General features: G+C 54.6%; 9 protein-coding genes and 1 pseudogene. 3 read left to right on the top strand and 7 right to left on the bottom strand.

Annotation, left to right across the window (positions count from 1 at the left end; translation table 11 throughout):
* Window positions 1-402: 402 nt before the first annotated feature.
* The gene (locus ACLI1L_RS02375; RefSeq protein WP_317001273.1) at window positions 403-1,011 is read right to left on the bottom strand and encodes a recombinase family protein; all 609 of its coding nucleotides are present in this window, start codon (window positions 1,009-1,011) and stop codon (window positions 403-405) included.
* A 132-nt stretch (window positions 1,012-1,143) separates the two neighbouring features.
* Entirely contained in the window at window positions 1,144-1,953 is an 810-nt protein-coding gene (locus tag ACLI1L_RS02370) for a pentapeptide repeat-containing protein (protein ID WP_317001274.1), read from the bottom strand.
* Window positions 1,954-2,024: 71 nt separating this feature from the next.
* Between ACLI1L_RS02370 and ACLI1L_RS02365 the strand changes: the two genes are divergently transcribed.
* Window positions 2,025-2,324: a hypothetical protein gene (locus ACLI1L_RS02365; protein WP_317001276.1), complete on the top strand. Its 300-nt coding sequence runs from the start codon at window positions 2,025-2,027 to the stop codon at window positions 2,322-2,324.
* 95 nt (window positions 2,325-2,419) lie between these two features.
* Here ACLI1L_RS02365 and ACLI1L_RS02360 read toward each other — a convergent pair.
* Window positions 2,420-3,714, bottom strand: a pseudogene (locus tag ACLI1L_RS02360) (IS3 family transposase).
* A 410-nt stretch (window positions 3,715-4,124) separates the two neighbouring features.
* On the opposite strand from ACLI1L_RS02360, the gene ACLI1L_RS02355 reads away from it, so the two are divergent.
* Entirely contained in the window at window positions 4,125-5,624 is a 1,500-nt protein-coding gene (locus tag ACLI1L_RS02355; RefSeq protein ID WP_411707371.1) for an integrase core domain-containing protein, read from the top strand.
* Window positions 5,625-5,943: 319 nt separating this feature from the next.
* Here ACLI1L_RS02355 and ACLI1L_RS02350 read toward each other — a convergent pair whose 3' ends face one another.
* The 4 genes from ACLI1L_RS02350 to ACLI1L_RS02335 form a co-directional block, all read right to left on the bottom strand.
* Window positions 5,944-7,008 carry a hypothetical protein gene (locus ACLI1L_RS02350; RefSeq protein WP_239208129.1) on the bottom strand — a complete coding sequence of 355 codons (1,065 nt, stop codon included), beginning with the start codon at window positions 7,006-7,008 and terminating at the stop codon, window positions 5,944-5,946.
* A gap of 73 nt (window positions 7,009-7,081) precedes the next feature.
* The gene (locus tag ACLI1L_RS02345; protein WP_239208130.1) at window positions 7,082-7,897 is read right to left on the bottom strand and encodes a TIGR02391 family protein; all 816 of its coding nucleotides are present in this window, start codon (window positions 7,895-7,897) and stop codon (window positions 7,082-7,084) included.
* A gap of 646 nt (window positions 7,898-8,543) precedes the next feature.
* A complete protein-coding gene (locus ACLI1L_RS02340; protein ID WP_396335064.1) occupies window positions 8,544-10,046 on the bottom strand; it encodes a recombinase family protein in 1,503 nt (500 codons plus the stop codon).
* Window positions 10,025-11,398 carry a cell division protein FtsK gene (locus ACLI1L_RS02335; RefSeq protein WP_411707951.1) on the bottom strand — a complete coding sequence of 458 codons (1,374 nt, stop codon included), beginning with the start codon at window positions 11,396-11,398 and terminating at the stop codon, window positions 10,025-10,027. The genes ACLI1L_RS02340 and ACLI1L_RS02335 overlap by 22 nt, the downstream gene beginning before the upstream one ends.
* 151 nt (window positions 11,399-11,549) lie before the next feature.
* On the opposite strand from ACLI1L_RS02335, the gene eccD reads away from it, so the two are divergent.
* Window positions 11,550-12,977: a type VII secretion integral membrane protein EccD gene (gene eccD, locus ACLI1L_RS02330; protein ID WP_411707950.1), complete on the top strand. Its 1,428-nt coding sequence runs from the start codon at window positions 11,550-11,552 to the stop codon at window positions 12,975-12,977.
* Window positions 12,978-12,988 lie beyond the last annotated feature (11 nt).

Below are 12,988 nucleotides of genomic sequence, written 5' to 3'. Positions count from 1 at the left end.
AAAGTACCAGAACGCAAAGCTTAAAAATTTATCTTAGGCTGTATACTGGTGAGACTTCAACAGTTGTGACTCTCTTGAATCAAGGCAGCGGTTTTATGCGTTGATTGGTATTAAGGTAAGGACTGACGAAGGAGAATGGCTCAATGAATTCCTATATCAGAATTGGGTTATCCGCAGTTTTAGGGATATGTCTTGTCGCCCTCTTAGCTCAATTTGAAGTGATTAGCTGGGGAAGCGGGGGGACGGCTGGAATATCAGCCATAGCAGTAGCAACACTTATAAATTTGCTCCGATACAGGTAGAAGCCTAAGCCCCGCCGATATCCGCGCTAGATACGATCCGTAGAAATACTGTCGGATGCGAAAAGTATCGCGTATACATTCCCTCCGCGCTCCGTCGCGTCTACGCGTTCTTCAGCGCCCGATACACCGTAGGGCGAGTGACCCCAAACTCCCGCGCCAGCGCTGCCTTCGCCTCCCCTGCTAGTGCGCGCTGCTTAATTTCTGTTACTTGGTCTGGGCTAAGGGCGGGTTTGCGGCCTTTGTACTTGCCGGCCTTTTTCGCCAACGCAATACCCTCCGCCTGGCGCTCGCGGATAATGGCCCGCTCAAACTCCGCAAACGAACCCAAAATACCCAGCATAAGATCCGCACGCGGATCCGCGGTGTCTTTTGTAAAAGTGAGATGCTCGTGCAGGAAGGTAACGGTTACGCCCTTGTCGACGAGTTCGTCGACAATACCGCGTAGATCTGTTAGTGAGCGGGCGAGGCGATCAATCGACGAGACGACGAGTTCGTCACCGTCGCGCACATAGGCCATACACTCCCTAAGCCCAGGGCGCTCGGTCTTAGTGCGGCCGGAAATCTTGTCCTCAAAGAACCGGTCAATACTTCCAGACACGGACAGTAGTTCTTTCTGGCGCTGATTATTTTGCTCCACCGTTGAAACGCGGATATACCCCACCCGCTGCCCACGCGAACCAGAACCACTAGCCGTCGACACCACAATCACCACTTTCTGTATAGATACGGCCTAGACCCCACTATACAAGTGTAAAATAATGCCCAAATCTACCTTATTTTACATGTAACTTACTGCCATAGGCGCACGTAACAATAGGGTGTACCTAATCGGACTTTTATACTATGGTTCGGGGTCTTCCTCCTTAGTGAAAGTCGCACCTAAATCTTGTAAGCGTTGTTTCTGTTGTGGAGTCAACGCCAAGTTATCCTCTGGAAGAATGGTCTCGTGCAAAGTTGCAGTTTCAAGAATTGAAAGGTCTGTAGGAGTTCCCGATAGGTCCGCGTTGCTTAGATCCGCACCACGCAAATCGGCACCCCCTAATTGTGCTAGTTCAAGGATTGCACCTTGTAGATTCGCGTTTCTTAGATTCGCGCCGTCAAACTTCGCCTCTATTAAAACTGCGTTGCTTAAGTCTGCCCCTTCGAGGTTTGCTCCACTAAAGTTTGCACAATTAAGCCAAAGACCACTCAAATTTTGTTCCTTTAGGTCAAAGTCTTTAAAAGGCAGTTCAGGAATGGAAGGGTCTGGTTTATCTGTGGAAGATTTCGTAGTGGGCGTACCAGGGGTAAATATGGTCCCGTCAGCTGTTAGACAATGGGGTGATAGGTTAGCTGACGTCGCAACTTGAGCCCGATCTCGAACGTATCGCAGATTTTCGAGTCGCTCTGCTGTGTCTGCCTGATTGTTAGAGTCCCAAATCTGCGTCACCATAAAAATGGATCCCACCACTGTGGAGGCAATGAATGGTATTCCAATGTCGCGGAGCCATTCGGAGCGGGCAGGCGAAGCAGAACTTGTGCTTTGGGTGACTTCTTTTTCCTGTTCGGTATGGCTCTCTATAGAGGGGTTCCTATCTGGTGCATCTTGTTCTTTCGGAGAAGCGTCTTTTGGTGTGTTTTCTTCGTTAGGTGTATTTTTGCCATAACCCATTCATAAAGAATATGTATAATGTCGGGGTTTAGCACGCGTTGTCGTTGGTCGGAGGTTAAGGGGGTAAAGGAATGGCTGACATTATTCATGAAGCCCAGGACACGCACCTGTGCGCGTTGTTTATTGGGGCGCACGGGGATACTGGAGACTACAAGTACGCACTAGACGCCGCCAACAGTGCCGCCAAGCACCTACAGGTAATACAAGCGGAGTTGCCTGCCACTTCCCCACTGGCCCGCGACGCCGGCACACTCGCCAAGTTCGTACGCGCAGCACAGAGGAATCTGTCCCAACAACGGCCCGCAGATAACCCAGACGAACTTCTAGACTTAGCCACCAGCCTCAAAGAACGACTGGAAGCTACACACTAAAGGAAACTCCCCTAGTGCTTCTCGTCGTTGGAAGCACTAGGGGAGAAGCCACCTGCGGGGGTGAACTGGCCCCCGAAAGTTGGACTGGTTTAACTCTAGGTGGTTAGGACTTCAAGGGTCTGATTTCGATATTGCATCGGGGCCAGGCCCTTGAGTCGTTGTTGGATGCGTTCGGTGTTGTACCACTGGATGTAGTCGTCGATCGCCTGGTTGAACTCTGCGACGGTGTCGAAGACTTCTCCGTGGTACATCTCGGTTTTCAAGTGGCCGAAGAAGTTCTCCATGACCGCGTTGTCGTAGCAGTTAGCTTTACGCGACATCGACTGAACACCGCCGTTGTCATGAATGAGGTTGCGCCAGGACGAATGCTGGTACTGGAAACCTTGATCGGTGTGCATCATCCACCCAGTCTCAGGCGCACATTTTAATCGTCTGAGTTAAAGCATCGGCGGTAAAGGCTGTCGACGGTGATGTAGCCACGGTGTGGGCAACGATTGAACGGTCGAACAGATCCATCACCGGTGACAGGTAGACTTTGCGGCCTGCGATCCTGAGCTCGGTGACGTCGCTGACAAAGACGGCGTTTGGCTTATCTGGGGTGAACTTGCGGTCAAGTGTGTTCTCGGCAATGTGGCTGATCGTCCCGTTATAAGAAACATATGGCCTGCGCTGGCGGACCTTGGCTCGAAGCCCCAACTCGCACATGAGTTTGTAGACGAGCTTGTGGTTGACCACCCACCCCTGGTTGCGCAGGTCAAGTAGCACTCGCCTGTAGCCGTAGCGATGCTTGTTACGTTCGAAGCTTTCCCGGATCGGGTCTTTGAGCGCAGCGTGCTTGTCCGGCTCGCTGAGTCGTTTCTGGTGGTAGAAGAACGTCGATCTCGGCATGCCTGCCGCATCCAAAAGGTATTGCAGACGATGCTGTGACTTGAGGATGACAATCGCCTGGACTTTCAGGCGTGTCCCTGATTTCTCAAGTCCCGCAATTTTTTTAAGTAAGCGTTTTCCGCTTCCAACCGCGCGATCTGGCGACGCAGCTTGTCCTCCTCCGCGAGCAGCTTCGGCGCGGCCAAACCTTTAGGCCTGCCTTTCGGCTTCGGTTTTAACGCGTCATCGCCACCTTTACGCCATTTCCACGACCACTGGCTGACTAGCTGCTCTGATGACAGGCCAAATTCACGCGCGAGATCCATCGCTGTCTCACCAGCAAGGTGGCGTTGGACAACTTCCTTCTTGATTTCGAACGAATACTGCTGCTTAGTCGGTTTCTCCACGAGACATAGCCTGCCATGCAGCGTAAACCGACGATAGAGCATACGGACGGCGTATTTGGAGACATCAAGAGCAGTGGCAGCAGCCTTAAAGCCCATGCCTTGCTCAAAAAGTTCAACCAACTGCTCGCGCTGATGCTCACTCAGCGAACTTCGAGCTCTCAATGAAAACTACCCCCCACTAGTCGGTAACTGATTTTCTCAGTCCAACTAATGGGGAGCAGTTCAGGGATTGTGGCTTTTTTATTTTCCTTCCGTCCGACTATGCGCCGGGGGAAGCGCGTTGCGGACACCCAAAACCATACCGCCTTACAGCGCGCCCGCAACCGGAGTAATAACTAGGTAAAAGAAAAGTATACCCAAAAAATACAACAGCCCCTAGTACTGTGATGTCTATGGAGTTTTTGGACACGGAGTCTAATGGATTTTTGGACGGGGAGTCCAGATAGTTTTTGGTCACGGAGTCCAAAGACTTCCTTGTCGTGATGTCTCAAGACTTTTTGGACAGTCGGTGGGTTGGAATACCAAGATGGCTATTTCAACCCATCTCCGCAAGAAAATAGCGGACTTCGACCCAGTAAGAGACGGACGAACCGTCACCCAATTCTGCAAGGATATTGGCGTATCTCGCCAAACCTATGCCAACATCAAACGCCGCGTTGAACAACGCGGCCGTGCAGGCATCCTGCCTGACTCCACCGCCCCGCATTCCCCAGCCAGAATCTACGATGATCACCTTCGTCAGAAAGTCATCACAGCTCGATCAGTGCTCAAGGCCCAGGGACGTGACTATGGCCCGTGGTCAATCTATTACTACCTCATTGATGACCTTGGTTTAGAGCACCCACCGGCACGGTCTACGATTGCGCTTTGGCTCCACGAAGCTGGTGTTGCTGAGGCCAATGCCCGTAAACGTCCTCGTAAAAGCTATAAACTCTGGGCACGCGATAAGGTCGATGAGCTGTGGCAACTCGACGGGTTTGTCTACCGACTCTTTGACACTCCACATACCCAGATCACTATCTACCAGCTGGTTGATGATGCCAGCCGGTTTGATCTGGGCTCACAAGCCTTCGCCGCCAAAGAAAACGGATTCGATGCTCGCACTACCTTGGCCGCAGCAATAGAAACGTATGGTCGCCCGCAGGAACTTTTGACCGATAACGGTGAAGCTTTTGCCACCTATCACCGGGGCCGATTGTCCGATACCGAGCGCTGGCTCGCCGCCCAAGGTATCTGGTCCATTGCAGGTTTTGGCCCGCAAACCCAAGGCAAAGATGAACGCTCGCATCAAACCATGACCAAGTTTCTCGATGCACGCCAACCTACGACACTTCAGCACGTCCAACAGCTGTTGGACGACTACCGCGAGTTTTACAACACCAGGCGCCGCCATCAAGGCCTGTTAGTCGGCAAAATGCACATCACTCCAGCCCAAGCCCGTGAGCACTTCGCCCACGCTCAATCCCCAACACAACCCATTGACCCGGATATGCTGTGGGCCAAGATTGTGAAGTCATACCGGGATACACACTCAGAAAGCGCGATACACCACGAGCATCGTATCGAGAATGGGGTTAAAGAGGCGATGGCGCCGGTTGTGGGAGAAGTTGCAGCTTCTCCCACAACCATCGATGACGATAACGAACCAATCCAGCAAGAATCATCTCCTACCGTCAGTCCCACCGTAGACGGTCTATCCGCCCAGTCAAGCAACGCCTGGGGTATCCCCGACACACTGTGGATCAACAAAAGCGGAGTGGTGCGCATCCTGGGCTATGGATTCTATGTAGGACTCCGGTTTAAAAACCGGCTCATATACAGCCACGTTACCGATGACACCGCTGAGTTCTTCACTGATCATGATGGTGAAGCACTGTTTTCATTCCCACTGCCCATCAAGCTACTTGAGCGTCCAGCCGGCGGACAGATCAACATCGGGCATGTCGAAGGAATGTGGCACCGCCGACCACCAGAGATCAAACCAATCCTGTCGCGTCCGCGCCCGTCGAGACGAAAGAAACCATAACCGGTAAGACGAGCTAGAGACTGTCCAAAAACACCAAAGACTCCCTGCCCAAAAAGCAGGGAGACTCCACGTCCAAAAAGTCATTGGACTCCTAGCCCAAAAAGTTACTGGACTCCGTGTCCAAAAAGTCCATGGACATAACAAACAGCCCCTAGTACAAGGCTAGAGTTCGTAACAACAGGTCCTCAGGTTAGGGGTGAGGAACCGTTGTCTATGTAGCCCGGCTCCTTTTCACAGACTATGTGTACGTCGGACGTATTTCTGTTAGTCACATGATCGCGCGCCTTAGTTCCGGGAACATGAGGCACCTGAGGACGCCCTATATCTCCAGGTCGGATGAGGCTCGCTCTGCCACCAAGGCAAGGTTTTCGCCCTGATAGAACCATGCGGTGGTGGCGGCAAAGTTCCCCCTAGGTACTCCTGCCCGTTTAAACAACTCGTTACTGAGCCTAGTTGCTGTCCATTCTTGTTCCGGTTCAACGCCCCACTTAAATGGCTTTTGTGAGTGCGAATTCCACGTGAATTTCTGCCGAGCAGGATCCTGGTTCAGCCATGCCTTTAAAGTGGACACACTTTCTTGATTGACCTGGCCAGAAGGATCAAAATCAAGTGAGGCTCCGTGAGGAATCAGATCATGGTCTAGAATCCTCGACACTGATCGACGGCGTCTTGTCTTCTGTTGTTCCTTCGCGGCGGTCACCCGGGGTGACTGGGCCCGAAGACGAAGCTGACTGATGTCTTCTACTGGGAATGCACGGTTGAAGCTGACAACTAGATTTGCAACAGTTTCTCCAGTAGGCACAGTGAAAAGATGATACTGGTGACACTCGATCGTCAGATCCGGGGCGACCTCATTGAGCCACTGCACGGTGGTCAAGACCTGAGCCGGAAACTCCGGAGCCACCAGCATGATTTTAGGGAGCGCGAAAGCCAACTCTTCATCAAATTCGTCATCGACCTCCAGGAAGCTTTCCAACTCCTCCTTCGCCTGGACTTCTGTCATCCGATCGGTGGGTTGGAACTGCTTGTTGTACCAGGCAGCATGCTCTTGGGCGAGGACGTCAAGGGTGAAACTCGATGCTAACGCAGCGTAAGTCAAGGCCTGGAGATGTACCGTTTTGTCCTTGACTCGCTTGAGCTCAATGACGACCAGCTCACCGGAATCTGACAACCCGACAATATCGGGGCGTTCCAAGGCCGAGCCTTCTTCGGAAGCCCAGCGGTTGAACTGGGTCGTGACGATCTTCATCTTCGGGTCGATTACCTCGGGGTGGTGAACGATCCACGCCTCAAGATCGGTGACCTCACCCAGGCCTTGTTCAATCATGCTCGTCTGTTCGCATACCATCGAGGATTTACCATCGACTTGCAAGAGTTTTACCATACTGCCAATCTAGAGGAGGGTTGTCGCCCATGCATATTGCCTCAGGGGTAGCGGTAATTCGACCATCCGCAGCTTAGGCTTGACCCTTCAGCCAGCTCCTGTCGATGACCCGGTGTGCATAGGAAATCATCGCCATGGCGTCGAGGAAATCTTGTTCCTTTTCTTCCGATCTCAGACGTGCACGATGGGCATGATCGTTACGAAGATGTCCGTAGATTCCGTTGAGTAGATGGATGAATCCGAAATGCTCCGCCTCATCTGCCGGGCTGGAGAAATCGTTTATGAATCGTGGCCCAGGGTTATTGCGTGTACCGAACACGTACTGAGTGAGCTTCTCTCCGTCAAGCGCGCATTCTGCGGGCCGGATACGTTCTATCAGTGACTTCGTCGCCTCGGTTACGGCATGGAACATCGACTGATTGATCAGTTCTTCTTCACAAAATCTCAGTGCCTCTGCATGAGTGCCACGCAAGACAAGCTTCTCTTTTAACCGCCTGGTCAGGGCGTCGGCGCCGATGACGCCTTCAAGTGCAGGGACAATGTGTCCCTCGTCGGTGACGCTGAACTTATAGGTGCGAAGGATTGTGTCGACGTCGGAGATGATCCGTTGACGCTTCTGGGGCTCCTTCAAAAACCGAGCTGGAGCTAGAGCCTCCGAGACAAAACGTGCCAGTGGCCCACTCGACTGAGCGAATTGTTGCTCGTTCATCAATGCGTGGTAGGCGATATCAGTCTTGGAGACAAAATCCTTGATCATCGTGATACCAGCCGCGGCGAAAGCGTTATGCATCTCCGTAGCTGAGATTCCCTCCCATCCGGCTACGAGTGCCTTGCAGAGCGCGCGGGTCAGAGTAGGGTTAGCAACGGGAAGGTTATTTGCAGAAGACATTCTTCAAATTTAGCCAGTGTGCCTGCAGTGGGTGTCCATGAAAAAGGATGACCCCATAGAATATTCGCTACAGTGAAAATTCATTCGTTCCTGTTTGTGCGTCGCTCACCACTTGTAGGACTCGCTGGGGTCATATCCCTGATTACGTAAGTACTCATCAAGCTGACCCTGTACATCTTTTCGCTCTTGAAGCTTCCGAGGCTAAATCCACTCATATCGGCGTCATCGGGAACGCGAAAGATCATGCCGATTCCAAATGCATGGACGCTAATATGTGCCATTCTAGGGCTCCTATCGCTTCTTAGAAGATCGATCATACAGGCGATATTGGCACACGGAGTGTTCAACGAGATGACCCACCACAGCTCCAAGAACCCTTCTTCACGTGTAAAGGTCGACCCTCAATGTGGTACCTCTGCACGTATCTACTAACACTATTCCTGAGTCTATTTGGGTGTAACCCAATTAAAAATTAACGATCTCGGACAGTTAAGATATTCTTTCCAGCGCTCGACATGCGAGGCTGCGAGAGTTGTGTCTAATTTTTCCCAAAACGCTACGGTTGAGCGGTGCCGCCCCCGAGGAACATGGACAGATTGGTTGCCAGCTCTCGCAGCACTGCCTCGTAGAAGCGCTTTACAGACAGCTACTGTAGCCAGGTGATCTTCACGCGGTGCGGGTCGAATTTCTTAGCGCCAGGCTTGCCAGGCAGGATGTGAATTTCCATTAGCAGCCGAGTCAGCCGTCGCTTATCCTCAACAGAGGCACTGCCCCACCATTTGGCAAAGTCCGGCACGTCGGCAAGTTCTACAGCAAGGGGGTCAGCAGCATGACTGGTCGTTAGTTCACGCATTTTTCCATCAAGACCTGCAATCTGAGCTTCAATTTTCTTTGACATTCGCACGAATGTTGGCATGTCAATCTCTTCATCGATAGCAGAATTTTCAATCTGCTCACGCTTGGCCAACAGCGCGTTTCGCCGTCCTGAAAGTTCTTGGAGTCGTTCGGTAAGGGTGTTGTTCTCTGGCGCCAAGGCCTTACGCAACGCATCCACGGCGTCAGGTTGCTCCATGCGTTTAAGAATGACAGCTTCGATAAGATCATCAACCTCAGCACCGATAGAGACATGGGTACCGCCCGGCTCAGAGCGCTTGCAGGTATAGAAACGACGAGGTTTACCATCCTTGTTCCGCCGGCTACGCGAATACATCGGTTCTCCGCAGGTGCAGGTCAGGACAGAAGCGAGGAAATAGCGCGGTGCGTTACCGCTATGTGAGAGCCGCCGCGACGGGTCGCGCAAGATTGCATCGAGCTTTTCACCTGTAACCTCGTCGATAATCGCAGACCAGTTGCCTTTACCAATGATTTTGCGATCTTTAACAAGACGTTTCCCCGTATCCGGGTCAGTCGGGTTGAACGTACTCAAGCCGCGCACGCGTGGGTTGAGTAAAATGTCTCGCAGCGTTGGCGCCGACATAGGCCTGCCTGAAGTCGCAGTAAGACTGCGTGCATGAAAGACCTCGCGCACGGTTTCGCGCAGAGTCTTTCCAGCAATGACCATCGCGGCGGCGTCGAGAATAGCCTTGGCCTCTTCGTCGATGATGGTCTCAGCGTCAGCCTCGTAGCCGAACATACGCCGCCCGCCTGTCTTAGGCCGCCCTGTCCGGGCCCGGTCTTCGTAGGCAGCTCGGACACGTGCAGCACGATCAATAGACTCCTGCTCAGCAATCAGACCAAGAATCACGATAGTGAGCCGCGATGCAGGGTCTGAAGGGTCAATGTTGTAGCCACGGTTCGCTTTGACGGTGACGTTGTGCTTCTCGCACAACTCAAAGAGCGCCAGTGTGTCTTTGGTGCGACGGGTCAGCCTGTCGAGTGCGTAGACGTAAACAACGTCAATCTCGCGGTTCTCGATGGCGTGAATAAGCTTGTTGTAATCAGGGCGAGGGTCGCCTGAGAAGGCGGAGATGTTGTTGTCCACGTAGGTGGCGACCACCTTAGCCTCGTCAGCCTCAGCGTGCTTAGTGGCGAGGTGAATTTGCCGCTTCACACCGGCTTCTTCCTGCTTATCCAACGAAATACGTGCGTAAATCGCCGCACGCTGTGATGTAGTCGTTGTCATACGTCCTATCGTACCCCAAACCCACATTCCTTATTGCCGCTGCCGGTAGCCCCAATGCACAAGCCATGCGGGCCCATGCCGCCGTGCGCAGATTCCTTAAGATCCACCGTGACGGGTTGGCCGACCGTATCGATGCCGATGGGCACCATGAGGCGCGCCGAGCCTTCTCGGCCATGCCACATGCCGCTGGCCGCTAGTTCCTCCACATCGCGGTAGCCTAAAAGGCCCATGAGGTCACTTCCATGGCGGCCAGAGGTGCTATCGGGCCGACGGAAGGAAGCCATGCTGCGCGCAAGCAATGTCGCAGCGGCCACGCTCATTCCATCGGGAGCCCCTAGTTCTTCCACTCCGGCTGCGGTGACTACCTGCAAGTGCTCCCCTGCCACCAGGCTTAGGCCTTCGTGCTCGGCACGTACCCCCAGCGCCGAGGACGGCGCCCCTGCGACCTCGATGATGGTGGTGTAAGAATCATCGTGGAAAAAATCCTCGGTTCCCGTTGTCAGCACGCCATCGACAATGAGAATGCGAAAGCGTGCCTTCTCCGGCGTGCGAGCGTGGGGCAGCCACTTTAGCCATTCCCACTTGCCACCACGAGCCTCGATGCCGCAAGCTTCTGGGCCATGCGCCAATGCCATCTGGAGGACCATAGCGCGCACCATATCGCGGGCGGGATCCGCAGGCTCTTCACCTCGCGTCGATGCCGTACCGGAAACAGAAAGAAAGCGAAAAGCCTGCAATTGAATAACCACCGGCATATCGGGCACGGTACCCACCGCTTTGATGGTCTGGCGCATGCTCACTGCACACACTGGGTCTAAGTCCTCGGTGGCTCCAGAATCCGGCACGTTGATGGGAGTGCACAGCGTGGTAGGCCCAGTTCCTACGCGTACCTCGAGAGCGTCTGAGTCATCGGGGCCGCGCTCCCACATGCGACGCGAGCCTATCAGCGCGCTTAGTTCTTCCGGTGCGGGGTGGCGATAGTTCTCATGTGCGCGCTGCGCAGAAGCGTTGCATAGGGCCTTTTCCCGTAAGGCTTTGATGTGGCGCAGGTAGGTGCGTCGGGTTTCATCAGGATCCTGCCCGCTGTTATTGGGCCCAAACATCATGGCCATGCTCGCCAGCATCATCAGCGGAAACATCAAGGCCATCGGGCTTATCTGCCGGGAATCTCCCGCACCAAGCACCATGAGGGCGACCATGCCAAGCATCGCCGCAATCATCACCACCGGAAGGAGCAGCCGCACCAGCGGTACCGGTTGTGGGCGTACTGCCTCTGGGACCTCCTCGGCCTCAATGCTTCCGGTGGGTAGCGGTGGTGCAGCGTCCCGCAATGGCATGGTCAACGGCTCAATTACGCGGGTATCCCCGATCCCAAGCATGCTTAGGTAACCTCCCCCGAGCCACGCGCCAGCGCCCTTAGCCCCCTGCCAAGATTCCCCGCGCTGCGGTGGACACGTCGCCACTAGTAAGCCACAATATGTGGCATTGGGCAAGGGGGACGCCCACAATCCATTGACTTTCGGGGGAATAATGACTACTGCTACAGCGCACCACCTGCGCCTTACCATCCGCATTCACGCTGGCACTTTCCATAAAGAGGCGGACGTGGCACTACCGTTGAGTTCCAGCGTGGGCGAGCTTTTGGCTGAAATCACGGACTTGGTGGATGCGCCCACGATTTCCGAGCCCTGGCGCGCCAGTACTGTTTCTGGCCGCGCTATCGATCTCACCGCCCCGCTGGCCGCCACTCCACTTACCGAAGGCGCCATCCTGGTTATTAGTCCGCGCGAGCGCCGCCCTGCGCCGGTGATTCGAGATGCAGCGGAATCGCTTGCCGCCGCGGCCGAGGAGGATACTACCGCTGCCCTTCCTGTTGTTTGGGCGTGGGCAGGGCTACTTGCCGCCTTCGCTTTGCTCTGGGTTAGCACCCTTCCCCTTGCAGCGTGGGCGGCGCTGACCGCAGGAGCGCTTTTACTCGCCCTGTGGATCCGTGCCCTGTCGCTGGTGCACCTTAGCTTGGTGGCCGGCATGGCGTGCGGCTGGGTGATAATTTCGCCCTCGCTGGATGAGGCGCCTTTTGCCGCATTTACCGCCTGTTTCACCCTGCTCATCGTGCTACTTGCCTGCCACGTCACCGGGTTAAGCACGGTTCGCACCAGCTCTGCGGCACTCACCGTCTCGGCTCTCATCTTCATCGCGGCATTGGGGTATCTGCTGCCCGGACCAAAGGCAGGACTACACGCCAGCCACGGTACGGCGGCCGCTGCCTGTGTCATCATCGCCGGCATTATTATGCTGGCCACTGCCCCTGCACTGAGCATTGCTACTGCTGGCCTCAAGGTTCCGCAGCTGCCCACGGCCGGCCAAGATCTTGCGGTATCCGATGCTAGCCAGCCGGATGTCGATAGCCGCGCGTACCACGCCAGCAACGCCTACGAGGGAATGTGCTGCGGCCTGTCGCTCTGTCTCATTCCGGCGCTCATCGCTCTCTCATTTACAGGCAGTGGTCCGGCCCTATCACCGACCCATGGCGCGCCTGATTCTCTCACCGAGTACATTTCAGTGCTTTTTGGAACTGAGGGCTCCGGCGCGGGCTTCGTCCAAGCACTCTGTGTTACTTCCGCGGGTGCCGTAATGATGCACGCCTCCCGGCACGGTCGTGCGCTAGCCAGTTGGGCACTCATGGTTTTGGCAATTGCCGCGTGCCTGGCTACTTGTCTTTGTGCCACCCACGCGATAGCAGATTCCGGGCTTGCACATGCTTGGGCACCGGCCTTGATTTCCAGTCTCGTTCTCATCGCTATGATTAGCGCCCCGCTGTGGGCGTCCAAGGTGGCGGGGCTAGAGCCCACCACCATCGCTTGGTTTGAGCGCATCGAATCCCTAGCAATTGCCGCCAGCTTGCCACTCGCCGCCCACCTAACCGGCGTTTTCATGCTCATCAGGGGTATCGGATGATGCGCAGTCTA

It is taken from the genome of Corynebacterium sp. LaCa117, assembly GCF_046717765.1.
Lineage (GTDB): Bacteria > Actinomycetota > Actinomycetes > Mycobacteriales > Mycobacteriaceae > Corynebacterium > Corynebacterium kefirresidentii.
This window is presented reverse-complemented; position numbering and strand designations above follow the sequence as displayed.